The sequence below is a fragment of the Psychrobacillus sp. FSL K6-4046 genome (assembly GCF_038624605.1).
Classification (GTDB): domain Bacteria; phylum Bacillota; class Bacilli; order Bacillales_A; family Planococcaceae; genus Psychrobacillus.
Genome location: NZ_CP152020.1, coordinates 196070 through 221201, shown reverse-complemented (window position 1 = coordinate 221201; position 25132 = coordinate 196070). Strand labels below are relative to the sequence as shown.

Annotated in this window: 29 protein-coding genes; 11 read left to right on the top strand and 18 right to left on the bottom strand. The window is 38.0% G+C overall.

Annotated elements, in window-relative coordinates:
- Positions 1-261 precede the first annotated feature (261 nt).
- The 3 genes from MKY09_RS01175 to MKY09_RS01165 are packed head-to-tail and all read right to left on the bottom strand — an operon-like array spanning position 262 to position 2789.
- The gene (locus MKY09_RS01175) at positions 262-1089 is read right to left on the bottom strand and encodes an undecaprenyl-diphosphate phosphatase (RefSeq protein WP_169360884.1); all 828 of its coding nucleotides are present in this window, start codon (positions 1087-1089) and stop codon (positions 262-264) included.
- Positions 1090-1098: 9 nt separating this feature from the next.
- The gene (locus MKY09_RS01170; protein ID WP_169360883.1) at positions 1099-1701 is read right to left on the bottom strand and encodes a DedA family protein; all 603 of its coding nucleotides are present in this window, start codon (positions 1699-1701) and stop codon (positions 1099-1101) included.
- Between the two features lie 5 nt (positions 1702-1706).
- Positions 1707-2789 (bottom strand): metallophosphoesterase, encoded by a 1083-nt coding sequence (locus MKY09_RS01165; RefSeq protein WP_169360882.1) that lies wholly within the window; start codon positions 2787-2789, stop codon positions 1707-1709.
- A gap of 158 nt (positions 2790-2947) precedes the next feature.
- On the opposite strand from MKY09_RS01165, the gene MKY09_RS01160 reads away from it, so the two are divergent.
- The 6 genes from MKY09_RS01160 to MKY09_RS01135 all read left to right on the top strand — a co-directional run bounded on the left by MKY09_RS01160 (position 2948) and on the right by MKY09_RS01135 (position 6774).
- The gene (locus MKY09_RS01160; protein ID WP_251555141.1) at positions 2948-3295 is read left to right on the top strand and encodes an ABC transporter permease; all 348 of its coding nucleotides are present in this window, start codon (positions 2948-2950) and stop codon (positions 3293-3295) included.
- A 13-nt stretch (positions 3296-3308) separates the two neighbouring features.
- Positions 3309-3947, top strand: coding sequence for a PspA/IM30 family protein (locus tag MKY09_RS01155; RefSeq protein ID WP_251555144.1), 639 nt, complete (start codon positions 3309-3311; stop codon positions 3945-3947).
- Positions 3948-4046: 99 nt separating this feature from the next.
- Positions 4047-4748 carry a cell wall-active antibiotics response protein LiaF gene (gene liaF, locus MKY09_RS01150; protein WP_251555167.1) on the top strand — a complete coding sequence of 234 codons (702 nt, stop codon included), beginning with the start codon at positions 4047-4049 and terminating at the stop codon, positions 4746-4748.
- Entirely contained in the window at positions 4745-5812 is a 1068-nt protein-coding gene (locus MKY09_RS01145) for a sensor histidine kinase (protein WP_251555169.1), read from the top strand. Before liaF ends, MKY09_RS01145 begins: the two co-directional genes overlap by 4 nt.
- A gap of 5 nt (positions 5813-5817) precedes the next feature.
- Positions 5818-6459: a response regulator transcription factor gene (locus MKY09_RS01140; RefSeq protein ID WP_169360877.1), complete on the top strand. Its 642-nt coding sequence runs from the start codon at positions 5818-5820 to the stop codon at positions 6457-6459.
- Positions 6460-6519: 60 nt separating this feature from the next.
- Positions 6520-6774, top strand: a complete 255-nt coding sequence (locus MKY09_RS01135) for a hypothetical protein (protein ID WP_169360876.1) — start codon at positions 6520-6522, stop codon at positions 6772-6774.
- A 44-nt stretch (positions 6775-6818) separates the two neighbouring features.
- Here the strand turns inward: MKY09_RS01135 and MKY09_RS01130 are convergent, their stop codons facing one another.
- A complete protein-coding gene (locus MKY09_RS01130) occupies positions 6819-7316 on the bottom strand; it encodes an AAA family ATPase (protein WP_342567372.1) in 498 nt (165 codons plus the stop codon).
- A 3-nt stretch (positions 7317-7319) separates the two neighbouring features.
- Complete coding sequence (locus tag MKY09_RS01125; protein WP_298469752.1) at positions 7320-7784, bottom strand: DinB family protein; 465 nt, start codon at positions 7782-7784, stop codon at positions 7320-7322.
- A 106-nt stretch (positions 7785-7890) separates the two neighbouring features.
- On the opposite strand from MKY09_RS01125, the gene MKY09_RS01120 reads away from it, so the two are divergent.
- Positions 7891-8829, top strand: a complete 939-nt coding sequence (locus MKY09_RS01120; protein ID WP_342568188.1) for a nuclease-related domain-containing protein — start codon at positions 7891-7893, stop codon at positions 8827-8829.
- A gap of 594 nt (positions 8830-9423) precedes the next feature.
- Here MKY09_RS01120 and MKY09_RS01115 read toward each other — a convergent pair.
- The 6 genes from MKY09_RS01115 to MKY09_RS01090 all read right to left on the bottom strand — a co-directional run bounded on the left by MKY09_RS01115 (position 9424) and on the right by MKY09_RS01090 (position 14535).
- Positions 9424-11628, bottom strand: a complete 2205-nt coding sequence (locus tag MKY09_RS01115) for an MFS domain-containing histidine kinase (RefSeq protein ID WP_298469717.1) — start codon at positions 11626-11628, stop codon at positions 9424-9426.
- Between the two features lie 138 nt (positions 11629-11766).
- A complete protein-coding gene (locus tag MKY09_RS01110) occupies positions 11767-12459 on the bottom strand; it encodes a response regulator transcription factor (protein ID WP_169359225.1) in 693 nt (230 codons plus the stop codon).
- 239 nt (positions 12460-12698) lie between these two features.
- Positions 12699-12878 carry a hypothetical protein gene (locus MKY09_RS01105; RefSeq protein ID WP_169359226.1) on the bottom strand — a complete coding sequence of 60 codons (180 nt, stop codon included), beginning with the start codon at positions 12876-12878 and terminating at the stop codon, positions 12699-12701.
- Positions 12879-12891: 13 nt separating this feature from the next.
- On the bottom strand, positions 12892-13272 hold the full coding sequence (locus MKY09_RS01100) for a YolD-like family protein (RefSeq protein WP_169359227.1): 381 nt from the start codon (positions 13270-13272) through the stop codon (positions 12892-12894).
- Positions 13269-13490: a transcriptional regulator gene (locus tag MKY09_RS01095; RefSeq protein ID WP_169359228.1), complete on the bottom strand. Its 222-nt coding sequence runs from the start codon at positions 13488-13490 to the stop codon at positions 13269-13271. Before MKY09_RS01095 ends, MKY09_RS01100 begins: the two co-directional genes overlap by 4 nt.
- 145 nt (positions 13491-13635) lie before the next feature.
- Positions 13636-14535 carry a S16 family serine protease gene (locus tag MKY09_RS01090; protein WP_342567371.1) on the bottom strand — a complete coding sequence of 300 codons (900 nt, stop codon included), beginning with the start codon at positions 14533-14535 and terminating at the stop codon, positions 13636-13638.
- Positions 14536-14953: 418 nt separating this feature from the next.
- Between MKY09_RS01090 and MKY09_RS01085 the strand changes: the two genes are divergently transcribed.
- A complete protein-coding gene (locus MKY09_RS01085) occupies positions 14954-15829 on the top strand; it encodes a BsuPI-related putative proteinase inhibitor (protein WP_342567370.1) in 876 nt (291 codons plus the stop codon).
- A 575-nt stretch (positions 15830-16404) separates the two neighbouring features.
- Here the strand turns inward: MKY09_RS01085 and aceB are convergent.
- Both aceB and aceA read right to left on the bottom strand, forming a co-directional pair.
- Positions 16405-18000 carry a malate synthase A gene (gene aceB / locus MKY09_RS01080; RefSeq protein WP_342567369.1) on the bottom strand — a complete coding sequence of 532 codons (1596 nt, stop codon included), beginning with the start codon at positions 17998-18000 and terminating at the stop codon, positions 16405-16407.
- Between the two features lie 27 nt (positions 18001-18027).
- Positions 18028-19311, bottom strand: coding sequence for an isocitrate lyase (aceA, locus tag MKY09_RS01075; protein ID WP_169359232.1), 1284 nt, complete (start codon positions 19309-19311; stop codon positions 18028-18030).
- 199 nt (positions 19312-19510) lie between these two features.
- On the opposite strand from aceA, the gene MKY09_RS01070 reads away from it, so the two are divergent.
- The 3 genes from MKY09_RS01070 (at position 19511) to MKY09_RS01060 (ending at position 20858) form a co-directional block, all read left to right on the top strand.
- Positions 19511-20167 carry a LytTR family DNA-binding domain-containing protein gene (locus MKY09_RS01070; RefSeq protein WP_169359233.1) on the top strand — a complete coding sequence of 219 codons (657 nt, stop codon included), beginning with the start codon at positions 19511-19513 and terminating at the stop codon, positions 20165-20167.
- A 144-nt stretch (positions 20168-20311) separates the two neighbouring features.
- Entirely contained in the window at positions 20312-20668 is a 357-nt protein-coding gene (locus tag MKY09_RS01065; RefSeq protein WP_342567368.1) for a nuclear transport factor 2 family protein, read from the top strand.
- A 19-nt stretch (positions 20669-20687) separates the two neighbouring features.
- Entirely contained in the window at positions 20688-20858 is a 171-nt protein-coding gene (locus tag MKY09_RS01060) for a hypothetical protein (protein WP_298469496.1), read from the top strand.
- A 14-nt stretch (positions 20859-20872) separates the two neighbouring features.
- Here MKY09_RS01060 and MKY09_RS01055 read toward each other — a convergent pair whose 3' ends face one another.
- The 5 genes from MKY09_RS01055 to MKY09_RS01035 form a co-directional block, all read right to left on the bottom strand.
- The gene (locus MKY09_RS01055; RefSeq protein ID WP_342567367.1) at positions 20873-22231 is read right to left on the bottom strand and encodes a DUF4652 domain-containing protein; all 1359 of its coding nucleotides are present in this window, start codon (positions 22229-22231) and stop codon (positions 20873-20875) included.
- The gene (locus tag MKY09_RS01050) at positions 22224-22748 is read right to left on the bottom strand and encodes a sigma-70 family RNA polymerase sigma factor (protein WP_342567366.1); all 525 of its coding nucleotides are present in this window, start codon (positions 22746-22748) and stop codon (positions 22224-22226) included. Before MKY09_RS01050 ends, MKY09_RS01055 begins: the two co-directional genes overlap by 8 nt.
- A gap of 111 nt (positions 22749-22859) precedes the next feature.
- Positions 22860-23309 (bottom strand): PepSY domain-containing protein, encoded by a 450-nt coding sequence (locus MKY09_RS01045; protein ID WP_169359237.1) that lies wholly within the window; start codon positions 23307-23309, stop codon positions 22860-22862.
- A 312-nt stretch (positions 23310-23621) separates the two neighbouring features.
- The gene (locus MKY09_RS01040; protein ID WP_342567365.1) at positions 23622-24188 is read right to left on the bottom strand and encodes a type II CAAX endopeptidase family protein; all 567 of its coding nucleotides are present in this window, start codon (positions 24186-24188) and stop codon (positions 23622-23624) included.
- Between the two features lie 20 nt (positions 24189-24208).
- Complete coding sequence (locus tag MKY09_RS01035; protein ID WP_342567364.1) at positions 24209-25096, bottom strand: EamA family transporter; 888 nt, start codon at positions 25094-25096, stop codon at positions 24209-24211.
- Positions 25097-25132 lie beyond the last annotated feature (36 nt).

Here is a 25132-nt window from a genome sequence, read left to right as displayed (position 1 = left end):
ACTTTCACCAACCGTTCAGTCTCTTTTTGCTGGGTACATGCAGATTACTAGGACAATCACTCGTATAAATTTTACTTTCGCGATTCAACGCTTTCAATCGCTAAAGTTACTAGAATTTTAACATGTTTACCCGTACTGTCAAGATGTATTATTTTAAATGCATTATTAACGGGTATCTTTAATGAAAAAGACAGAAAACCATTAATTTTAACGTAGCCCAAAACAAAAGGATGACCCCTGTGAAAGAAGTCATCCTTTAACTTACAAAAATATAATAACCGCTAGTACTGCTGCTAAAACTATTCGATAAATAGCGAACGGTGTTAGTTTAACTTTATCAATTAGTTTCAAGAAGAAGCGAATCGATATTAAAGCAAATACAAATGCGCTGACAAAGCCTACTGCATAAAAGCCAAAATGATTCATCTCCACGTACTCCCAGTTTTTCAAAAGGGATAGAAAGCTTGCCCCTGCCATAATCGGCACAGCCATGATAAAAGTAAAATCTGCTGCAGTTTTATGATTCATCCCTAATATTACGCCACCAGAAATCGTTGAACCAGAACGAGAAAATCCTGGCCACAATGATAGACATTGTATAAGACCTACAAGAATAGCTTGCTTATATGTAATCTTGTCTAGTGTGTTCGTTTTTGGATGTTTAGGTCCAAGTTTATCAGCAACAATCATAAGGATCGCACCTAGCACTAATCCTATTAATACAGTCTCTGTTGTAAATAAATGCTCATCGATGTAATCCTCAAACAATACACCTAGCACACCAGCAGGTATAAGCCCAACAATTACATGAGTTAGCTTTAACTGTCCGCCTTTAGGCGCATCCTTTATTTTATATAAGCCTATTAAACTCAATAATCTTTTCCAAAAGACAACGACTACAGCGAGGATTGACCCAAGCTGAATAACAATTTTGAATGTATTAGCTGAGTATTCTCCTAAAAAGTCTTTTGTTTGCAGCCACATATCATCCACGATAATCATATGACCAGTTGATGAAACCGGAGCAAACTCCGTCATACCTTCTACAAAACCTAATATTAATGCTTTAAATAATTCTAGAATTTCCATAAGATCTCCTTAGTCACGTTTTTTAAAATACCATACTAAAAATGCAATCCCTACTATTGCTATAAGAACATACACTATGTTCGAGTAGATATCCATATACCCTACGATATCCTCCCAGTTTTCACCTACTGCAGAACCTACAGAAACTAAAACCGTGTTCCAAATAAGTGTACCTAGTGTAGTAAATAGAAGGAACAGCCAAAATTTCATATTTGACATCCCTGCTGGAATAGAAATAAGGCTTCTCACCAATGGAATTAGTCGACCAAAAAATACAGCCCAAACGCCATATTTGTCAAACCAGGCATCCGCCTTATGAATATCTTTTATAGTAAGTCTCAAGAATTTACCGTACTTGTTCACAATCTTTTCTAAACGCTCTACATCTAGTAATAGACCAATCCCATAAAGAATTGCCGCGCCAATTACCGACCCCGCAGTAGCTGCTAGAATAACACCTACCTTGGTCATCGAAGTTGTAGTTGTCATAAATCCTCCAAGCGTTAAAATAACCTCTGAAGGTATCGGCGGGAATACGTTCTCTAACAATATTAATAAAAATACGCCAAAATATCCAAACTGATTCATCCAGTCTGTAACCCATGCTTCCATTATACTTACACATCCTCTAACTTAATCTCTACCGACCATAACTCTGATTGACTACCTAGTCGAATCGGTGGTCCCCAAAATCCAAATCCGGAAGATACAATCGCATGCATATTTCCTTTTTTCCTATACCCGTAATCTAGTTCAAAAATTCTTTGGGTAAACATATGATTTGGCCACATTTGACCACGATGGGTATGACCCGACACGTGAAAGTCTACCTTCGCCCTCTCAGGGATGAGTAAATTAGACGGTGTATGATCCATTACAAACCATGGCAAATTGTTTTGTTTTGGTGCCAATTCGGATAGTTCTTTTCTGTTTCTATTCGTTAAGTCCTCACGTCCTGTCAAATAGAACGTGTCTGCCACCATGATTGTTTCATCTAATAGCATCTTTACATTGGAAGCTTCCATTTCCTCTACAAGTAATGGAATTTTCTTCCCATAGTATTCATGGTTTCCTAGCACCCCATAATTACCATACGTAGATTGAAGCTGCTTCATCACCTCGGACATGCCCTTTTTTACAAACCATATTGGGTCATCGTCCACTAAATCTCCAACTAGTAATACCAAATCTGGATTTTGTTCATTTGATTTTTTTACAAATCTTTGTAAATGCACTTTATTGGATAACAGACCAAGGTGAAAGTCAGATGCAACCACCACTTTCAACTTGTCCACTGCCGCTCCCTTTTTAGGTATGGTAATAGTAAGTTTTCGGACTACTGGCGAGAAGGCATTATATGTTCCGAGCAACATGATCAAAACAAAGATTAGCAAAACGATTCCACCAATCAGCTTTAAATACTCTGGGAAAATCCACACGAGTATACTTGCAATCGGGAATAAAAGAATTCCATACTGCATGATTATAAGCCAATAAGAACCTATTATACTAAAAGTTCTTAGTCTGTGGTCAAGTCTTGCAATAATAATTGCATAAGCAACTAAAAACCAAATCCCCATGAAAATCCCAAGATTAATTGAGAAGAAAGCTTCTAACCATGTCCACACACTCCAACCAAAATAAAAAACAATTGCGGAATAAATAAGGATCGCTAACGTTATAAAGCCAATTTTTTTCATTTGAGTTCTCCATTTTGTCTTTTCCCATTAGTATAGCAGATTTGCGTAATTTACTCCTTCTCAGCCTTAAGACCGAGGAGAAAATCATGTTTAAGCCCGTTTAGCAAAACATAAGGAGTTGGTAAGCTATAGATACAGACGAGAGGAGGAACAAATATATGAAAAAATTTGGTTTAGTTACACTTGGGATAATTGCAGGAATTGTAGCATTGGTGAATCTTGGTCCGTTATTAGGATTAGGAATATCCGCATTGTTCGTCATTGCAGGTGTACATTTCTACTTAAAAAGCGATTCAAGCCTACTAAAAATCTTTTGGGCAACAGTCGGTATTATCGGTTTATTGACAGCGATTTCTAATATACCAGGATTCGTTGGTATCTTATCAATCGTAGCTTTATACTTCATCTGGAAAACTTGGAATAAGGAAGAGCTTTCACTATCAATACAAAAAAAAGATGATCCATTCGTTAATTTTGAAACACAGTGGAACGAACTTAATAAATAAGGAGGAAACAAACATGACATCATTACTACAACGACTAAAGTATTCAGTTAAGGCTGATCTACATCAACTATTTGATAAAAAAGAAGAAAAGAATCCAATCGCTATGCTCAATCAATACATTCGAGAAGCCGAGAAGCAAACAGAGCAAACCGGTAAATGGTTAGAGCGCCAAGGGAAATTAAAGCAAGAGCTGGAAAAAGAATTGGCTGAGACATTACAGATGGCTGAAAAACGCAAAAACCAAGTAGAACTAGCTACTGCTTCAGGCGAAGAAGATTTAATTTCCTTTGCACAGGCAGAGGTTGATGCCTACAACGAACGTGCAACAACTTTACAGACTAGCATTCACCAAACGATGGAGGAGCTTTTCGGGTTAGAGCGCAAATATGAAGAGATGAAGCACAAAGTGAAGGATATGAAGGTCCGCCAACTGCAGCTCATGGGCAAAGAAAATGTTACACGTGCCCACCACCAAATGGATCAATTGTTAAAGCCTGAAGAAAAGCAGAAAGGATTCGGTAATTTTCAAGACATGGAACAATATATCGAACGCCTTGGACAAAAAATTGAAAAAGAGCATGAAATCACTTCCATGGAGCAACGTTTAGAACAATTAGAAAAAAATGAACAACCAAAGGCTGAAATTGTGTAATATATAGTAAAAGGTTGTCCATTTTATAGGACCAATGAGGGGAAGGCAAACGCCTTCTCCTTCTCATGCATTACTATGCGAAGAAGGGAGAATACAAGCATGAAAGAAAACCAAACAAACAAGCTAGCTTTTTTTCTTATTTGTTTTGTTTTTCTCATTTTTATAGAAGCTACTATATTTGGGAACGGCAATATTATATTAGTCCTTCTTGGCATAGGAATGATGTACTTTAGCTTACGGAAGCAATCGAAATATATGTTCTGGTTAGGCTTTATATTTCTGATTTTAGCTATCTTTTCTATGTGGAGCCTACGATTGTTTTTAGTAGCTATCCTTGTCTATTCCCTTTATAAGCTTTGGAAAAACGAACCTATTAGCCAAGTGATTAAACCGTTTGGCAAGGTATATGAAGAAACACCAAATAGTATTATTCAAAACAAGCTATTTTCATCACAATCAACGCCATTTCAAGCCTATGAGTGGCAGGATGTTCACGTGCAAAGCTTTTACGGAGACTATGTAATTGATGTTACGGAGACAGTGCTACCAAAAGGCACTTCCCTTATTTCCATTCGACAATCTTTAGGAAAGGTTACAATACATGTTCCATACGAGATTCCAGTCCGCATACATTACACTACCGTAATTGGTGAAGCACGAATTCTTTCCCGCGGAGTTCAGCGTCTATGGAACCAGACTGTCCTTGTAAAGGACGGTTACCTAGATGAGGTTTCTCATCCAGCAGAGCTACTCATAACTGTATCCACGTGGATTGGTGATGTTGAGGTGATTCGAAAATGAAAATACTTCTAGGGCAAGGAATCTCCCTCTTTTTCTATCTAGTTAGTATTATTGTGTTACTTTTATATGTTGTCTGGGGCTGGCCAAATGACGAAGCTTGGTGGTCATTGTTAAACCAGACATATGCACAAATACCTCTAGGCGTATGGATAATAATTGTGCTAGCTTTTATAAGCTTCGGATTTTCATTGAACACACTTCAAAAGGTACGCGGTCAAGAAAAGAAAATAGAAACGAGCTTACGACCATTACTTGCAGAAACGTTTGAAACGAGCAAGAAAAAATATACACAGACCAAAAGAATGCAGGCAACTGTTACTCAACTAGAACAGTTAATCCTGACCCAACGAAAAACATTACAGCGTATAACAAATGAAAAGGCTGAAACACAGGACAGAATTATTCAGGAAAGACTAGTCCAAGAAAGACAAAGATTGGCTAGAGAGCTCCATGATTCCGTATCCCAGCAGCTTTTTGCAGCGTCCATGCTTCTATCTACCATGGTAGAAATAGAAGAATCTAAAAATGGAGAAGTCCCAAAAACCTTAATGCAAACAGAAAAAATCGTACAGCAGGCTCAATTAGAAATGCGCGCGCTACTTCTCCACCTACGCCCTGCAGCTTTACACAATAAAACCTTAAAGGAAGGCTTAGAGGAGTTACTTCAGGAGCTTCAAGAGAAAGTGTTTTTTACCATACACTACCGATTAGAAGAGGTTTCCTTGTCTAAGGGCGCCGAGGATCATTTATTCCGAATCGCACAGGAAACCTTATCAAATACACTAAGACATGCTAAAGCAACTGAAGTAGACATTCTCTTCGTTGAAAGAGACAATCTCGCTATTTTCCGTGTCCAGGATAATGGTGTTGGGTTTGAAGTAGGAGAAGGTAAAAATGGCTCTTATGGAATTCAAAGTGTTCGAGAACGAGCCGTCGAGATTGGTGCTACATGCAAAGTCGTATCCGTTCCCTCTCAAGGAACAATTGTAGAAGTGAAGCTGCCTATTGAAAGACCAGTAGTCCAGCCTGTAAATATAGATATTAAAAAGGCCACGGAGGAGTGAATAGAATGATTCGCATTTTGCTAGCCGATGACCATGAGATGGTCCGTATCGGCGTTTCAGCTTACTTACAAGCTCAACCAGATATGGAGGTTGTAGCTGAGGCAGTAAATGGACTAGAGGCAGTCGAATTGGCTCTCAAGCATCGACCTGACATTATTTTAATGGATATGGTCATGCCTATTATGAACGGGGCAGAGGCTACTCGGGAAATTATTAAAAAATGGCCTGAAGCCAAAGTGATGGTAGTCACTAGCTTTATCGATGACGACAAGGTGTATCCTGCTTTGGAAGCAGGAGCGATCAGCTATCTCTTGAAAACGTCCAAAGCCTCACATATTGCTGATTCAATTCGTAAAACTTTAAATGGTAATGCTGTTTTAGAGCCAGAGGTCACTAACAAGATGATGTTACGCATGCGACAAGGATCTGGTCGTTCATTACATGAAGATTTGACTGATCGTGAACTAGAGGTACTTCTTCTCATAGCCGAAGGCAAAACAAATCAGGATATTGCCGATACTTTATTTATTGCGCTCAAAACAGCAAAAACCCATGTCAGCAACATTTTGTCCAAGCTGGAGGTAAATGATCGTACTCAAGCTGTCATTTATGCCTACGAACATAAGTTAGTCTCTACAAAAAAATAACCAAACCTCCTCGGCTATCATATGCTAATGAAAAGACAGCCAAAGGATGATAGACAACATATGACTCCCAATAACAACGACAAACCTAGTGAGCAACCTAACCTTGGCGCTACCGTGGACTTCTTGGGCTCTGTCGTCATCACATTAGGTTTCCTCATTGGTACTATTGGAGAAGGTATCACCCTCCAAGAATCCTTAGAAGAAAAGAAATCTGAAAAAAACTCTAAGAACAATCAGAAACTGCAGCTCTCTCAAATAGAAAAAAAATTAGACCAAGTGATTAAAGAGCTAGAAGCATTAAAGAAAAGGAGATGATCCTAACCATCTAAGGGTCATCTCTTTTTGATGTTTTAGCGTATTTAAAACAATGCTATTATTTTTCGGAAATCACTCGTTGATAGTAGCGCTACTTTCTTATCATACGTATTAAACTTCTTAAGAAATTCAGGTTTCATTTGTTTTTCAAAGTATCTCGTCCATTGAAACATTTTTAGAAATATAGAAAAGGTTGGCTGGTAGTTAGCCTTTTCCAATCCAAGTGCCTGACGAGTAAACCTCTTTATAATTCGCCAATGTCTTATAGCTACTGGTACATCTAGAAATAAAATATGATCGGCTGCCTCTAATGCGGAATCCGTCCACTGAATATGGACTCCTTCGATTATCCACTGTTCCAATCGAATTGCATCTTTTAGCAAATCGTCTCGTTTCTCTTCAGAATTTCTAATATCCCCCTCAGGGCGTCTGGTCCAAACAAAGTTATCCGTTTCAAAGTGAGGAATATTATAGTGATTCGCTAAATGTCGAGCAAGGGTCGTTTTCCCACTTCCTACTGATCCCACAATATATATTTTCATCTGTTACTCCATATTTGCTTGATTGATCGAATGAATGATTCCTGCATGAACGCCTTCATGCCAGACAATAAATTGCACAATTGCCTCTACAGTTTCCATGCTATGTAGATTCCCTATCTCTAACGTATCTATTAAATAATCTTGAAGATTTGGTGCTAAAAGTGCTAACACACGGTCTAACTGGTCTTTTAAACTAACTACTAGTTCTTCTTTTGAAGCGGGTATCTCCTGCCAATCATCCGGGCCTGTCCCTGGGGCAAAAAAAGGTATCCATTCAGGATGTACAATACTGTAAGTTGGAATAGCTTTTTGAACCAAAATTTCCATTTGTACATAAACGTGCCCAACATTCCAACGAACGGTGTTAGAGAATCCTTTAGGCTTTATATCCCATTCATCTTCTCGGCATTGTTTGATTCTGCCTAGTGTATAGATTCTTGCAAAGTTTAGCTGGTATAAAGATTCTATTGTTCTCCACCCCTTTTTAATTTGAGTATATCATTTATGGGAAAATTCTGTCTCCTGATACTTGTTTTCTATTTTAGTAGATGATATGTTTTAAGAAAAAGGAGAGATTACTATAGACCAACCCCGTGTCATTCCCAAGCCGATTGAAGTATACAAACGATTCATTCACCGACTACCTACTCAACATCCGTTCATACCTCATTTAGAAGACCGCATATACAATCTGGAAGCGGGTTATGCTGGTGAGAATTTTGTCGACAATTTTTTAAAGCAAATTGCCTTTTCTAAGCATTACGCTATTTTAAAGGATCTTCACCTTCCCATTTCCGACTCTGGTTATCTTCAATTAGATACGATAATCCTTACCCCGAAATACCTTGCCATTCTCGAAATCAAAAATATTCGAGGAAAAATCTCTTTCCAAAGAAATCCGGACCAACTTATACGTGAAGTCGACGGTGAAATCACTGCCTTTAAATGTCCAGAGCAGCAGATCATACGCCACGCACAAAAGCTAACACTCCTATTAAATTCCCTCAACCTTCAGCTTCCAGTGAAAAGCTTCATTGTCTTTGCTTCCACTAAAACTATTGTGGCACAACCTCCCAAGCGAGTAAGAGCAGTCATGGGCTGCGACATTGCAACTCATATCAATTCACTGAACGTTCTCCCGGACGTCCTACCCGTAAACAAGTTTAAACATCTTCTAAATTATTTCACAGTGAACGCCACCGGGTTTATACCAAAACCACTATCTCACATCTATCCCTTAAATTTGAAGGAGATAAAAAGAGGACTGCTATGCGCAAAATGCTTTCAATTTGTAGAAGGGAGCTGCTCCTCATTCGGTACCTTAAAAAAGACAATGCAACAGCAAGCATTAGAGGACTGGTTTTATCTGTATAAGGAAACGATCTCCAACAAAGAGTGCATGGAATTTTTAAATCTCAAAGACAAGCATGCTGCTTCCTACTTATTAAGGAACTCTAGATTATATCCCATCAATAATACGAAAAGTCGCTACTACGTCATCCAAAAGAAATAAAGATTCACGAACGGGTAGTAGTATGAGCGAAGATTAGGTAGACTGTTCAGAGGGTTTGACATAGCAAGTCACAGTTTTAAACCATTCCCGGCCTGAGTCTCCTCCTGGAGATGGATTACGACAATCCTTCGCTCGTTTACTACAATCCAGCTCTACTTTACGACAATCAACTAGTTTTTTACTACAATCAATGACAAAACACTATCCCTGACTATCGATTACGACAATCCGCGTCTCGTTTACTACAATCATGCTCTACTTTACGACAATCAACTAGTTTTTTACTACAATCAATGATCAAACACTATCCCTGGCTATGGATTACGACAATCACCTGCTCGTTTACTACAATCCAGCTCTACTTTACGACAATCAACTAGTTTTTTACTACAATCAATGGCCAAACACTATCCCCGACTATGGATTACAACAATGACCTGCTCGTTTACTACAATCAAGCTCTACTTTACGACAATCACTCTCTTTTTTACTACACTCCCTGCTCCAAGCTTACTCCCGAGTAAAATTTACTCCCATCCCATGCGTACACAACAAAAAACCCCTTCCACAAGGGAAGGGGTTTCGATTATCTTATTAGATTACTGGTATTTTGACAGTTACTTTAAACAGATCTCCGTCTACTTCGGTTACCAGGCTTCCCCCATGTAAGTCTACAATAGATTGAGCAATGGCAAGGCCTAGTCCAGAGCCTTCTGTGTGACGGGATGTGTCTGCACGCTTAAATCTCTCCGTAAGCTCTGCCACATCATCGCCCAGCTCATATTTCGCGATATTTTTAAACACAAATACTGCATGGTCATCTAATTGGTCTAAATTTACATAGACTCGTGTATTTGGTAGCGAATACTTTAACGTATTGATAATTAAATTATCTAGAACTCTCCACCACTTTTGCCCATCTACATAGGACATGATTGGCTTGGAGCCTATAGTCACTCGATAATCTAGTCCTGATTTATCAATATCCTCCTGGTGCTCTGCAACTGCCTGCTGCAACAGCTGAGTTAAATCTACTTTACGTTTGTCTAACTCAATATTTCCCGAGGCCATTTTAGATACCTCAAACAAATCTTCAATTAATGTTTTTAACCGTAATGATTTCTTATCTAAAATCGCTATATACGAAGCTCGCTCTTCCTCCGTAATATCGGGATTTTTCAAAAGATCAGTGTACGTAATGATGGAGGTCAGTGGTGTTCTTAAATCATGGCTTACATTAGTAATTAGCTCTGTTTTTAGACGCTCGCTTTTCACCTGCTCGATTTGAGAAGTTTGTACCCGCCCTCTTAACTCATTCACATTCGATGCAAGCTTAGCAATCGGTGATCTTCCCTTTACCTTAATTTCAGACCCATCATTGCCTCTAATCATTTCTTCCGTTTTTCCAATAATTCGATTCAAATAAGCCATTCTAGATAATAAAATAAATAGGACAGGAATGCCTATAAACAACGTGCAAGGAATCCATAAGATGATTAGTTCTGGAATACTTGCCATTAAGACCGTACCTACTCCCCAGAAAAATACTACAATTAGCATAATAATTGTTTGTACCCCAATGGAGCGATTTAGGAAAAAACCTTCCAATGATTTAATCCCATGAACTGTGAGACTGTTTTTCCAGTCTGCTGTACTTAACGATTCTTTTAGCCATGGAATTTGATAGAGAGTTGCTGCTGTTAATATAACCGCAATAATAAATCCACCGATTGGTATATCATATCCTCCATAATGGAAAACAGAGAGCATTGCTTCTTCAGTAAATAAAATTGCTAGGAATCCACTAACAAAAATTAATACTATCTGAACATCAATTGGCAAGCTTTCATATTTTGCTCTTCCTTTTTCAAAAATGAAAGATTTACGATTCTTTCTCCATTGAAACACAAACAATACTGCTGAAAGAATCCCTACTACAATGACACTATAAAAAATTAGCTGTCGTGTTTTAAAGTAATTGTACTCATACGATCTATTTCCACTAAGCATACTTGCTTCTGATATGGCAATGGTACCTTCAAAGCGAGTATATCGACTTCCAAGAGTGTCACTTAGATCCCTATAAGCGCCGTCGTAATAATCTTCATTAATTGCTGGTGAATACGTGTTAGGTTCCTTTAAATAGCCATTATCACTAGAGTACACTTTCTTAAACGCCATTTTCTTTCCGATTGTTCCGTTTGTAAATACCTCTCCGGTTTCTACATTTTTTAATTCGTAGTTAAAATCATCTTTCTCATTTAATAAATGGTTTTTTGCTTTAGCTACACTTTGGAAATAAGCATCCACTTCTTCTTCTTTTTCTTTTCGGATTTTATCCTCTACGTACTCGTCGCTTTCAAAATTCTTCTTAATATCGGCTATCTTAGCATCCCGTTCTGCTATGAGGCTAGCTCTAACCGTGTTTTCTACATCCTTCTCCTGTGCTGCATCACCCTCGGCAGATGTCTCCTCTGTAGTTGTAGAGTTTATTCTATCCTCGTAGTTACGCTCTATAGAATAGATTTGATCTTCCAAATTTCCATAACGATTACGATGCTCTTCAATTTCACTAGAGGTAACTACTATATTTTTCTTTACTGCTTCTATATCTGGGACAGCCAACGCTAACGGAACAAGTGCAGATTCGAACTCGTCTAATTCTTGTTGAAAGCTAGAGCTATCGAAATAGTTTTTCCCTATATACTCTCTACCTAAATTTGTAAGAGTAATGAACGCACCAACGGCTATCACTACCAACACACTCAATACAATTACTTTTCCTAGAGGGCGCTTCATCTCGCTCCTCCTTTCATTAATTCAACAATGTCTGTAAAGGTTCTGCTAATCTCCATGATTGGAATGAGCTGTGATGTACAATAAAATAAACATATTGCTCCGCAAAGAATAGCCCCTATTGAAAATAGAAAACTCCATTTACTTGTCGATTTTATAGCCAACTCCCCACACCACCTTTAGGTATCTCGGATTTTTAGGGTCTGCCTCAATTTTTTCGCGTATTTTACGGATATGAACAGCCACTATATTCTCCGCGTTGTAGGCTGGTTCATTCCATACTCGTTCATAAATATCATGAATAGAAAAAACTCGACCTGCATTGGTCATTAATAGTTCCGTTATTTTATATTCGATTGGAGTGAGCTTTACCGCTTCTCCTTCTACAGAAAGCTCCTTTGCCTCCTGATTTAAAATGAGACCATCCACTTCTATCACCGCTTGCCTGCCCTGATACGTCCCTAGCTTTGTGTATCTTCTGAGCTGTGACTTAACTCTGGCTACAAGTTCCATAGGATGAAATGGCTTCGTTACGTAATCATCTGCACCTACAGACAATCCGTGAATTTTATCTGAATCCTCTGCTTTAGCACTTAACATAATAATTGGTATATTTCTTTGCTCTCGAATTTTAAAAGTAGCAGAAATTCCATCCATTTGAGGCATCATGATATCTAATACAATGACATGAACCTCGTTTTCCTCTAGCAACTCCAGTGCCTCTATCCCATTTCCTGCCTTCAACACACGGTAGCCTTCATTTTTTAAATAGATTTCTATTCCATCTCGAATGTCTTGATCATCATCGGTCACTAGTACAGTAAACTCAGGCATCTCTTGCTACCTCCTCACGTTTGCTTTCTTATGATTCTTATTGTAACCTTCATTTCTTAACATTCCAGCAGTATAATTCTGAAGAAAATCTTAAGAAATTATTTGGTTTATTTATATATTGTTGCACTATAAGGTTTTTGTAAGCTTAACTAAATTATCGGCATAATAAAGTACATTCAAAATAAAATGAAAATTTTCTTTTCACTCCCTCTAATGAATCAAAAAATCCACCTACCTTTTTACAGGTTGGTGGATTCATTACATGTTTCTTCTATAGTAGTGCAAAGCTCTAGGTCAATGTCCTGGTAACTTATATCGCTAATCCGTTCTATATAAGAATTCACTACTTCACCAGAATATTTTTCAAATAATTCATTTACTAATTGATCTAGCTCTAATTGTTCCTTCGTTTTGCTCATGATTAGCAACTCCTTAGTCCATAATTGTTATATCTACAATTTCTTCTAGCTTAATAGGTATTAAATAAAATGGATCGTGAAGATGAATTGTCCTATGCTTTACATCTATTTCTTCAATGGTACCCCTGTTATAAATATAGTGACCATTTTTCCAGCGTTTGATCTTCGTATCACCTTTAGACGTATAGGCTAACTCAAGCGTCTCTGAGATCATGACATAATCGTATTCGGTTAATACTGGCTTAGGCTCTTTCTTTACCTCTTCATAATACTCACGAAGTAGTGAGACATGTTCTGGAAGCATCATAGATGTCCCCCATTTAATATTTCGACGAGGATCTAAAGGATATTTAGATTTTTTAATCCCTTCAAAAAATTTATCATGAATATTCATATAACCTCACGTTCCTTTTGGAGAACGGGAACAAATGCTAACACATTTTCTATTTTAAAGATCCTTTTCGTACCTCTTAAAAAGCAATAAGCCTGGAAGGAGTCCTTAGAGACACTTAGCACCTTAACTCGTCTCTTACTGATTTCCCCATTGTGTTTCATGTAAATCATTTCAGATAACTGATTGGCTTTCATTGACTTCAAAATTATTATGCGCACATTTGTTCCCTCCTATTACTTTTTATTATACGAACATTTGTTTGTTTTTACAACTTGAAATTTCAGGAAAATGAAATTTTAGTAAACAAAAAAACGCCACTATGGGCGTTCTAAATATTTCAAGTCACTCTGTTTAGTTATCCATCTACTTTTTATATTTTTCGTTCAAATCATTAATTACTTCAATGGCTTCGTCAACATGCTCGACATCAATAACTTCAATATTTAACTTTAACTCTCTTTGAAGGGTCTCTGCTTCTTTTGCATTTTCGCTCGGTATAATCATAAAAGGAAAATCATATTTTTTAACATTTTGTAGTTTTTCTCTCAAGCCTCCAACAGCTAAAACATTTCCCTCTGCATCAATGGCACCTGTAATAGCCAAACGTAGACCATTTTGTAATTCACCTTTTATAATGAGTTCAGTTAACAGCAAGCTTAGCCCTGCACTGTCTCCTATCCCTTTATCATGCTTGAAATATTCTGTAAGCCTTGCTTCTTCTTTACCAAAGTACAGTTTTAAGTTCTCTCTCATCTCTTCCTTCGGCGTTTTTTTAAGTTGTAGCCACTCAAATATTGTCCTGTTCTTATTTTCGTAAAGAATCTCATTCCTTACTTTATTAATTGTTATGACCTCTTGATCAGGGTACTTCCTTAAATACTCCTGAGCCTCCTGTTTGCTTTCCATGTTATCTAAAGCTTTGTAAGAAATAGCTACTATAAAGATTCCTGAACCTTCTACTGTCTGTCTTGGTTCTACATATAAGTTTGCTACGTATGTTTTTGTAACGAACCCTAGAAGCGGAAGCTCATAACAAAATAGAAGCAATAGGATCGCTAGAGAAATAGTAAGTTGTTGTTTGGTCTTCTGTTTTCTTCGAAATATGAAGATAGAGATAGTTAGCATAAATAAACTAAGGAGCAGTAAAACTAAAAACGAGATACCATCTATAGCGTCTCGAAGGAATACACCTAGTACTAGAAGATAAAAAACGATTGTTATAATGATGGGGATGACATTTAGTGATTGAGCCTTATCTTTCAATATAGTAGTTCAGCTCCTTTTTAAAAGACAATACTAGTCAAGATAAAGATATCTTTGTTAAGTTATGCATGAGATTATGAAATAATGTAGGTAGTGATATTTCGAAAATATGATAGAAGTATATTCACAATATAATGACTCAATTCATAAATTTGATTTGCAATGACAGGTAATGTCATACTGCTCAACCCAAGAAAAATCTGCCAGAGTGGAAATAAATCCCGTTTATTATTGAGGGAAATACTTACTTCAATAAGGCATCACACAATTTGTGAATCCAGTATATAGTAAAAATTAAGGTGATATAACATTTTTTAGTTCCAGTATAATCCACTTAAAGGAACTTATCTATTACTTTTCCATAAATCTGAAACTTTCTCAGATAAAAACTGTCTAATACCTTAAAGGAGTGAACAAAATGAAAAAAATGTTTTGGAGTATGTTAACTATTTTTACAATCTTATTCCTTGCTAGCTGCGGAACTAATAATGATAATGACCCAACAACAGGCAGTGAAGAGCAAGAAAAAGAAGCAAAGGTCTCTACCCAATTAAATGTTGATGCTAATGGAGAAGCAATGCTCCTTATTAAAAACCCTGCGGATAATGAAATGACACTAACCTTTCCAAGCGGACAGGAGGTAGAGTATCAGCTACTAGATCAAGACAAAAATGTCGTGTATACGTATTCTGCCAATAAAAACTTTACACAAGCAATTCAGGAAAAGAAACTAAAGCCTAATGAAGAGATTTCCGTTAAGCTTGATTTGGAAAATGAACTAGCAGAAGTACCTGCCGGAAAGTACAAACTGGTTGTTTGGTCTATGGCATCTGAATTGAGCGATCAAAAGGTTGAATCTGATTATGAATGGGCTGGAACTGAACAAGCAGAAGAGAGTGCACCTCCTGCCGGTGAAAATGATAAAATTACTTTATACAAAGAAGATGCTAATGCAGAATTTGTAGAGCCTTACGAGGTGGAAATTGATCCATCTGGAGATAAAGTGAAGCAAATATTTGAAGAAATTGACGCAACAAATGTAGGATTACTAGAATATCGTTTTGAGAATGACGAGAAAAAACTAGTTTTAGTAATGGATAAGGCTACTGAAAATGTTCAAGGAACTGCTGGAGAATACCTATTTTTAGGCAAAGTCCTCCATTCTTACTTTGAAAACTACCCTAAATTAGAAGAAATTGATTTTGTTAAAGAAGATGGTACACCTGTTGAACTATCACATATGGGAGCTGTATCCACCTTCACACGCGATGAGCAATATACAAAACCGAATTAAAAATAATACGCTTTGTTAAAGTTATTGGTTGATTTTGACTAACAATTCTTTTTTTATAGTGACTGTAAACATAAACAAAGGAATTTCAAATGGCTATTAAGAACATAAATAGATGATGAAATTGGGGTTGGTGACAGTTTTTAGCTTTGTTTATGCGAGTAAATTTATTAGCGCTTTATCGATGCTAAAGCTGTTCCCATTTATTGATTGGAGCGCCAGACGGCGACTCCTACGGGATGAGTGAGACAGATAAGACATCACAACCACGCGCGTAAGCGATGGGGGATGGCTTATCGCTCACTCCGAGGAAAGCGTCCGGCTGGGGCGGAAATCAATTCTACTCTCTGATTTAAGATTTCTTTGCATCATAAATCAACCCTACCCTTTAACATAGCCAAATAATAAAAGAGCTTGGATAGCCTCCAAGCTCTTTTTCTAGTTTATTCACTTCTATCATTCAGACAACGTTCACATTCAAATAATGGAGATTCGACTTGCTCTTGGATGACGCATCCACATTCGCGACAAATCTTTGGATTTTTTTCACTCGTTGGCTTATTCATTCCAATCACCTCCTATAATTTTGCATAGCCTGGAATAGTTAAAAATTCAATGAAGTTATCCTCTTTCACTAATGTCAAAAACAGCTCTGCTGCTTCCATATATCTACCGGTCAAATAGATGTCATTACCGAAGTCAGCTTTTAACTTTCCAAGCTCCTCAGTTAGTACCTGCTCTACAAGTGGCATTGTAATTTTTCGCCCGTCCTCTAGCTTTCCTTCTGGATGTCGAACCCATTGCCATACTTGTGTACGAGAAATTTCTGCAGTCGCTGCATCCTCCATCAGGTTGTTAATAGGTGCAGCCCCGTTGCCTCGTAGCCATGAAGCAATGTATTGAACTCCAACGCTACAGTTTAGACGGAGTCCTTCTTCGGTGATTGTTCCAGTTGGTACTTCGAGTAGGTTGTCTGCAGTTACCTGAACGTCCTCTCGTTTACGGTGGATTTGGTTAGGCGTTGGCATATACTCGTCGAATTGCTCCCAAGCAACTGGTACAAGTCCAGGGTGTGCTATCCAAGTACCATCGTGTCCATCCGAAGCTTCTCTTCTTTTGTCTTCTCGAACCTTTGCAAATGCCGCCTCGTTTGCTTCCTCATCATTCTTAATAGGAATTTGAGCTGCCATTCCCCCGATAGCTGAAGCATTACGTTTATGACAGGTTTGAATACAAAGCTGTGTATACGCTCTCATAAATGGTGACGTCATGGTCACTTGGCCACGGTCAGGTAAAATAACCTCTGGTTGGTTGCGAAGACGTTTGATATAGCTAAAAATATAATCCCAGCGTCCACAATTTAAGCCTGCAGAATGATCTTTTAATTCGTATAAAATCTCATCCATTTCAAATGCAGCCATGATTGTTTCTATAAGCACCGTGGCTTTAATCGTTCCTTGTGGAATCCCTAGCTTCTCCTGCGCAAAGATAAAGATATCATTCCACATTCTTGCCTCTAGATGACTTTCTAGCTTTGGCAGATAAAAATATGGTCCTGTTCCGCGCCCGATCGCCTCTTTCGCGTTATGGAAAAAATATAATCCAAAGTCAAAGAAGCTACCAGAAATCGGCTTACCATCTATATGAATATTCTTCTCCATCAGATGGAGGCCACGAGGACGAACTAATAACACTGCTGTTTCATCCTTTAAGTGATAGCTTTTACCAGTTTCAGGCTGCGTATAAGAAATCGTCTTTCTTACTGCGTCTCTCATATTGATCTGGCCTTCAATCATATTCTCCCATGTAGGAGATGTTGCATCCTCGAAGCAGGCCATGAATGCTTTTGCTCCAGAATTTAGGGCATTGATCACCATTTTTCGATTGACTGGTCCTGTAATCTCTACTCTTCTATCCTGTAGATCCTCAGGGAGCGGAGCTATTGTCCAATCCCCTTCTCGAATATGTTTTGTTTCTGTAAGAAAATCTAATTTTTCTCCATTGTCTAGCCTTTCCTGGCGGTCTCGCCGAGCAATGAGTAACTCCTTTCGTCGGTCATCAAATGTCTGATGAAGAGAAGCAACGAATTCCAAAGCTTCCGGTGTTAGAATCTCATGCATTCCTTCCACGTCTTTACCAACAATTTCAATCTTTTTTTCAGTTGTTTGTTCCATTCCTTTACCCTCCCATTTCTTCAATGATCAAGCAAATTGTGCTGTTTCAGTTGAACCTTTCATGGCAGTCGTAGAGGAAGTACCACCGGAAACGACTTGAGAAACCTCATCAAAGTATCCAGTACCAACCTCACGCTGATGTTTGGTAGCAGTATACCCCTTTGATTCGTTCGCAAACTCTGCCTGCTGCAATTTGGAGTATGCAGCCATCCCTTTCGTTTTGTACTCATGAGCAAGCTCAAACATACTGTGGTTCAATGAATGGAATCCAGCAAGTGTAACGAATTGGAACTTGTAGCCCATCTTACCTAGCTCTACTTGGTACTTAGCAATCGTCTCTTCATCTAAGTTTGCCTTCCAGTTAAACGATGGAGAACAGTTGTATGCAAGCATTTTATCTGGATATTGAGCATGAATTGCATCCGCAAATTGCTTTGCTTCCTCTAGGCTCGGGTGGGAGGTTTCGCACCATACTAGATCTGCATATGGAGCATAAGCCAATCCACGAGCGATTGCTTGTTCTATACCAGCCTTCGTACGATAGAAGCCTTCTGGAGTTCTTTCTCCTGTAATAAATTCATGGTCACGAGGGTCAATATCGCTTGTCACCATATCTGCAGCGTCTGCATCTGTACGTGCGATTAAAACAGTAGGAACACCAGATACGTCAGCTGCTAAACGAGCTGCCACTAGGTTACGGATAGCATTTTGTGTTGGAAGAAGTACTTTACCTCCAAGATGTCCGCACTTCTTTTCTGATGCCAGCTGGTCTTCTAAGTGAACGCCAGCTGCTCCTGCTTCAATCATTCCTTTTATTAGCTCAAATACGTTCAGTGGGCCACCAAAACCCGCTTCAGCATCTGCGACAATTGGTGCGAACCAGTCAAACTCATCCTCACGACCTTCAGCCTGGTCAATTTGGTCTGCTCGCTGAAGCGCTTGGTTTATACGCTTCACTACTGCTGGAACGCTGTTTGCCGGGTAAAGACTTTGGTCTGGATACATTTGACCGGAAAGGTTAGCATCAGCTGCTACCTGCCAGCCACTCAAGTAAATCGCTTGTAGTCCTGCTTTTACCTGCTGTACTGCCTGGTTTCCAGTTAAAGCTCCTAAAGCATTTATAAAATCTTCTTTATGAAGGGAATTCCATAGACGTTCTGCTCCCTTGCGCGCTAATGTATGCTCGATTTGTAGTGATCCACGTAGCTTAATAACCTCTTCTGGAGTGTAAGGACGTTCTATTCCCTTCCAACGGTTATCCTCTTCCCATTGCTTTCTAAGCTCTTCTACTTGCTGTTGTCTTTTTGTCATTAATGAACACACCTCTCTACAATTTTTTGATAATTAAAAATATGTCTTTTTTACTGTATCATAACAGCACCTTTTCTTGTAATCTAATATATAACAGAATGGTTTATTCTGTATCGGTTTTTGGATAAGATACTTTTTTTCAAGGACGAAAAAGAAATAAGGCAGACGAATGGTAAAAAAAGAACTTGGAGGTGTATGAATGGAAATAACGAAAGACCAATTAAAGAGATATAGCAATCTTTTAGAAGAATGGATTCCTAAAGAGGCTTCCATTGCCATTGCCGTTAAAGACCAGTACATCTATTATTATGCCGGCGAGCATGACCTACAATTGCAGGAAGGACAGAAGGTACAGCCAGGAAGCATTGCTGATTTAGTTTTTAAAAATGGCTGTCGAACAGAAGCTGTATTAGACGATAATTTGTTTCAAATTCCTTACTACGGAGTAGGCTATCCTATCGAGATTAATGGCGAAAATGCTGTATTAGTTGTTATACTCCCACCCAAGCATGCTGTTACAAAGCAATCCCTGGTTCGATTTCTTACAGGAAAAAAAGAAGAAGAGTGGAAGCCTGTACCTATTGAAAAAATAGAATACCTGGAAAGCTTGCAAAAAAAGATTTGGTTTTATGCAGAGGGTGAGGCTTATAAAACGACTATCCCTTTAAAGGAACTTCAAAGAAAATTGCCTGATGATTTCATAAGAATACATCGTTCTTATATCGTTAATATCTCATTTATCGATCGAATCATTCGAGACTTTTCCTCCAATTTATTAGTTGTATTGACCGATGATACGGAATTACCGATTAGCCAATCTTATATGGCTGAGGTGAGGGCTGTTTTAGGATTTTAAAAGAAGAGGTCATAAGCCTCTATCAATAGACATAAATAAAAGAGCTACCATTTTAGGGAAGCTCTTTTTAGGTTGCCAAATACCATTTGTTTTCTACAAACAACTTCTTTATTATAAAAATAAGTAAACTGTCGGAGGATAATCATGGAAATTCTAAATACGTATATAGCAGCCACGAACACGCATGACTTTGAACAGGTCCGTAAAGTATTGCACAACAATGCCGTTTACTTTTTCTCCGATCAAACCTGTACTACTCATCAAGAGATACAGAATTACTTTGAAAACGCTTGGACGGTTGTAAAAGATGAAAACTATGAGGCTCGGAATGTCCATTGGCTCCATCAAGATGAAGACTCAGCGACATGTATCTATACCTATTTTTATGAAGGGTACGTGAATGGTGAGTATGTTAATGGAGAAGGCAGAGCTACAAATGTATTCGTAAAGAATGAAGGAGATTGGAAACTCATTCATGAGCATTTAAGTGACAAATTATAATAAGAAAGGAGAAATTTGATTGATGAACACGTTTATTGCAATTATCCCTTTAATTCTTTTCTTTGCATTCTGGTGTTTTGTTATTTGGTTTATCATTACATTAGTACTTTCGAATAAAGAGCGTAATGAATTATTAAGAGAGATTTCTAGAAAGCTCGATAACCTCCCCCATTCTAACAAGGCAGAATAAAAAAGAGAGGGTAATTAATCCCTCTCTCCAGGCTTTGGTAATGGTAGTGTATTTTCTTCCACATGGCTTTCTGAGCCTTCCATTGCATCTGTATCATATACATGTAATTGATATGTGAAAGTATCATCGTTGTTCACCTTTATAGACATAACTTCTTCTTTGTTAGTTAAATCTGTAATAATTGGCTTCATTTCATTCCTCTCTATGTCTAACACATACAGCTTGCCACCAGCAGTTACCATCCCGTAGGCATAGCCGATTATAACAAATAGTCGACTTTCATCAATCCAAGCCACTTCTTTCGGTGTGTATTGCCTGTAAGGTTCTTCCTCTAGTAATTTAAAGATAAATGAATCCTTTGCATTCATGTTTTCGATAACTAAAGTACCGATGCCCTCTTCTCCAGCCTGTTCTCCACGTCCTTCTATTGTGGCACGATATGTACCATTGGGTGAAGGAATCCATGGAGAATGGAAACTTGGTTTGTAATTGGATACTTTAGTTTTCTCAAATGTTTCGGGAGTTACTTTATCTCTAACATCTTTAGACTCTGTTGCATACGTATATTCTTTTATTTCCTCTGTTACTCCAATAATATAATCGCCTTTTTCTTCATCCCAGTATTCAGATACCCCTTTTATATATCCATATCCAGGAGCATAATAGCTTCTAGCTCGATACGCATCCGCACTTGTCTCTACAACCATCACATTGTTCAAGGTACCTAAAGGAGTTGCAATCTCTTCTTCTAAGGAAACAATAACCCCTTCACCAAGGGTACCTCCATACCCATATGGATCTCCCACTTCAAATGGAGCTTCTAGTATCAGCTCTATGGTAGGCAAGGACTCTAACTCTTTGAATGTCATATTCGTTGGCGAGACGCCCTCCAGCATTTCTCTGTAAACGAGCACTACCTTATTGTCCTTAATCCGATAAATGTTTTCGAACGCTGCCCCTGTATTACTCACTATTTGCTGAACATAATCTACGTTGAGCCAAGTTGTTTCAATAGTAGAACCGCTATCCTCATAACCACCATCAAAAGTAGACTTGCTATTGGCCGGAAAATATTCTTTTAATAGCAATGTAAGATCTTCTTCATGATTTGGTTCTTCCAAGGGAGGGACCACAGTGGTTGGCGGTTCCTCTGCAGGTTGGAACGGCTTTTCTTGGAGAAGGTTTGGGACTAGTAGGAAGCAAGCAACAGCTATCAAACCTATAAAAGCTGCTATAGCTGTATAGCTAGCCAAACGCTCCGACTTTCTTTTTATGTGGGTCCCTTTTTTCTTTTGAATCTGCTCCTTCACTCTATCACCACGTTCGGAGGTGTTCCCTATTTTCAACAGCAGCTGTTGTTTAATATCATTCATTTACAAGCACCTCCCATTCCCCATCCTTTAGTTTTTCCTTCAATAGTGACCTAGCTTTTCTGAGCCTTGTCTTTACGGTACTATCTGAAATGATTAACAGCTGAGAAATCTCCAGGACTGATAACTCTTCAAAATAATAGTGTATGATCACTTCACGATATTTCAATGGGAGCTCTAGCACTGCTTCTGCCAGTTCTAATTTTTCATCACTTTCTATCATGACATTTCGAGACCTTTTAGTTGGTGATTTAAATGAATTAGTTAATGTATGAGTTCGATATCGCCAGCTCTTCAAATAATCCTTACATCTGTTAATGGTTATTCGTGCAAGGTATGTCTTCAAAGATGCTCGTTCTTCAAACTGCTCGAATTTCTGATAGAAGGTCAAAAAAACCTCTTGAACAATATCCTCTGCTGCAGGCCACTCCTTTACATATAAGTAAGCAAGCTTAAGCAGATAATCCATATTCTCCTGCATTACCTGCTGAAACCTCTGTTCTTCTAAATAACTGTCCAAATTCTATCCCCCTTCCTATTCCTTTTAATAATAGACGAGGCACCTGTACTGCACGTTTTAAAAACAGACATATTAATAAAAGCTGCTTCGACTCTTGCTCGAAACAGCGTGTTAATTTAAAAACAGTATTTCCTTTGTATATGGGTTAAAGATTACAACAATTTCATTGGAATCCTGAATAACATTCATACGATAATTCTCTTTACCTGTCTCCGCTTGAGGTATAGTAGTTAGAAAACTATCTTGGACCTCTACGTCATACTCCCTCGCTACTATTTGCTTTGCTTCTTCATACGTATAATTAGGCTTAACTATTTCATACATCAAAGTAATACAAACAATACCTAATAAGCACAATCCTGTCGTTTTAAAGAATTTTTCTCTTTCATCCATCCAAATAATATAAATTTGAACATACGATAATAAAATTAACGGAATGTAAATGGATAAAAAGTGTAGAGTTGGATCAATCCTTAAATATTTGCTGGAATCATAAAAGAAGTAAAGAAAGAAAGCAATGGACGCTATAAAATAAATAATAGACACAATTATTTCCTTCATCTTTTCAACTCCTCTTCCAGATTTCTATTTAGCAGAATTAGCATTACTTTTTTATATTATTCAACAAGTTGTTCTCTTTTACCTTTCAACCAAATTTGGAAAGCTTCACAAGAAAAGCGCAAGCGCCTGTCACTGCCCCGACAGGCAAATGGGAAAATGCGAGGAGGCAGTTCCTCAGCCACCGTAGTATTTTTCCATTTGACCCCGAGGGGCAAGGCGGTGGAGCTAGACATCAATTTATCCACAGGTTCAGAATTTTTAATTTCCTAAACTAAAATAAAAACAGCCTCTAAAAGAGACTGTCTTTCTAAATTATGCCTTTAGCGTAATCTTATTAAATTTAAACAATAAGGTCATACTAACATTCAATATAAAATGGACAATAATAGGCACCAATAAATTATCTGTATAAAAATAACACCAGCCAAAAACTAGGCTCGGAACTGTGATATTAAGGAGCATCAACGGTTTTTTATAGTACTGGACGTGAAATGCCAAAAATAAAAAAGAAGTTAGTAAAATGGCGAGCCATCGATGATCGACGATTATAAATAAAACATTTTGTATAATTCCTCGAAAAAGTAATTCTTCAAAAAGAGCAGCCAGCAACATAAACGAGATAATTTCTAAAACTGAACTATCTTGATAACTTTTATTCATTTCATCTATGTACTTTTCCGGGGTTAGATAAGTCAGTAGGACTCCGAATAGAGTTAAACTAATCGAAGCCAAGATGATGACCAATATTATTTTTGAAGCTTCGTTAAAGGCTAAGACAGCGCCATATGCCAAATAGCCTTCTAGTAGCATAAAAAAGAGAATAGCACTACAAAATAAATTTAAGCCGATATAAGCTGGAATCATACTCTTTAAATTCATTTTATTTATTTGTCCTTTCCTCACTTGAGCTTGTTTGGTTTGGTTGCTTTACTACCCAAAGTTAAAATGACGATACTTCCAAGCAACAAACCAATTCCTATCCACGATGTAAACCCTAAAATTTCTCCCACTACCACTACACCAAGCAGTGCAGCTGTAGTTGGCTCTGCTAGCGATAGTGTCAATGCAGAGGATGCTGGTATCTTCCGAAGACCCCACCCATACAAAACATATGCCACACTCGTTGTAGCCAAGCCTAAATAGACGATGATTCCCACGTTACCTGGATCAGCTAGCCAGCTTATGTCATAGATAAAGAAAAATGGCGTTAACAGCAACGCACTTAGTGAGAATGTCACTGCCACTACAGGGATGGCTTCTTCTTTTTGTAAAAGGGACTTGCTCGTAAGCGTATAAAAAGCAAATATAAGCCCGGCAACTAGTGAATATAAAATACCTACCGGATCGATTGTTACTTCACCCTTCGTCAAAAATAAAAACAGACAGCCAACAATTGCTAGCCCAGTAGAGAGCCCCCACACTTTTGTAGGTTTCATTTTTAAGAAAATCCATTCAACCACGCCAGAAAAAACAGGCGCGCTTCCGATAGCAACTACACTGGCAATGGCAACACCGGTTAATCGAACGGATGAAAAAAACAAAAGCTGAAACAAGGATATGCAAATAGCAGCATATAATGTCTGTTTCCAAGGCCAAGTATGAAGCTTTATTTTTTTTAGTAAAATCATAATGATTAATAGGGGAATGCCTCCGGTTGCCGATCGTCCAGCGCTAATAATAAAGGGATGGGCATTATCTGGTAAAAATGTTTGAGCCGTTCCTGTCGTTCCCCAAAGCATCGCTCCCAGTAATACGAATATGTATGGTATAACAGCCACTCTTTTCATCCTTTCTACTACAACTATTTTCTATGTGAGGACATT

Coding starts and splice junctions, on each gene's coding strand:
- MKY09_RS01155 (WP_251555144.1), top strand. CDS start 3,309: ATGACATCATTACTACAACGACTAAAGTATTCAGTTAAGGCTGATCTA.
- MKY09_RS01170 (WP_169360883.1), bottom strand. CDS start 1,701: ATGGAAGCATGGGTTACAGACTGGATGAATCAGTTTGGATATTTTGGC.
- MKY09_RS01065 (WP_342567368.1), top strand. CDS start 20,312: ATGGAAATTCTAAATACGTATATAGCAGCCACGAACACGCATGACTTT.
- MKY09_RS01100 (WP_169359227.1), bottom strand. CDS start 13,272: ATGAATATTCATGATAAATTTTTTGAAGGGATTAAAAAATCTAAATAT.
- MKY09_RS01140 (WP_169360877.1), top strand. CDS start 5,818: ATGATTCGCATTTTGCTAGCCGATGACCATGAGATGGTCCGTATCGGC.
- MKY09_RS01145 (WP_251555169.1), top strand. CDS start 4,745: ATGAAAATACTTCTAGGGCAAGGAATCTCCCTCTTTTTCTATCTAGTT.
- MKY09_RS01135 (WP_169360876.1), top strand. CDS start 6,520: ATGACTCCCAATAACAACGACAAACCTAGTGAGCAACCTAACCTTGGC.
- MKY09_RS01085 (WP_342567370.1), top strand. CDS start 14,954: ATGAAAAAAATGTTTTGGAGTATGTTAACTATTTTTACAATCTTATTC.
- MKY09_RS01130 (WP_342567372.1), bottom strand. CDS start 7,316: ATGAAAATATATATTGTGGGATCAGTAGGAAGTGGGAAAACGACCCTT.
- MKY09_RS01165 (WP_169360882.1), bottom strand. CDS start 2,789: ATGAAAAAAATTGGCTTTATAACGTTAGCGATCCTTATTTATTCCGCA.
- MKY09_RS01040 (WP_342567365.1), bottom strand. CDS start 24,188: ATGAATTTAAAGAGTATGATTCCAGCTTATATCGGCTTAAATTTATTT.
- aceB (WP_342567369.1), bottom strand. CDS start 18,000: ATGGAACAAACAACTGAAAAAAAGATTGAAATTGTTGGTAAAGACGTG.
- MKY09_RS01070 (WP_169359233.1), top strand. CDS start 19,511: ATGGAAATAACGAAAGACCAATTAAAGAGATATAGCAATCTTTTAGAA.
- liaF (WP_251555167.1), top strand. CDS start 4,047: ATGAAAGAAAACCAAACAAACAAGCTAGCTTTTTTTCTTATTTGTTTT.
- MKY09_RS01035 (WP_342567364.1), bottom strand. CDS start 25,096: ATGAAAAGAGTGGCTGTTATACCATACATATTCGTATTACTGGGAGCG.
- MKY09_RS01160 (WP_251555141.1), top strand. CDS start 2,948: ATGAAAAAATTTGGTTTAGTTACACTTGGGATAATTGCAGGAATTGTA.
- MKY09_RS01175 (WP_169360884.1), bottom strand. CDS start 1,089: ATGGAAATTCTAGAATTATTTAAAGCATTAATATTAGGTTTTGTAGAA.
- aceA (WP_169359232.1), bottom strand. CDS start 19,311: ATGACAAAAAGACAACAGCAAGTAGAAGAGCTTAGAAAGCAATGGGAA.
- MKY09_RS01055 (WP_342567367.1), bottom strand. CDS start 22,231: ATGAATGATATTAAACAACAGCTGCTGTTGAAAATAGGGAACACCTCC.
- MKY09_RS01115 (WP_298469717.1), bottom strand. CDS start 11,628: ATGAAGCGCCCTCTAGGAAAAGTAATTGTATTGAGTGTGTTGGTAGTG.
- MKY09_RS01045 (WP_169359237.1), bottom strand. CDS start 23,309: ATGAAGGAAATAATTGTGTCTATTATTTATTTTATAGCGTCCATTGCT.
- MKY09_RS01105 (WP_169359226.1), bottom strand. CDS start 12,878: ATGAGCAAAACGAAGGAACAATTAGAGCTAGATCAATTAGTAAATGAA.
- MKY09_RS01110 (WP_169359225.1), bottom strand. CDS start 12,459: ATGCCTGAGTTTACTGTACTAGTGACCGATGATGATCAAGACATTCGA.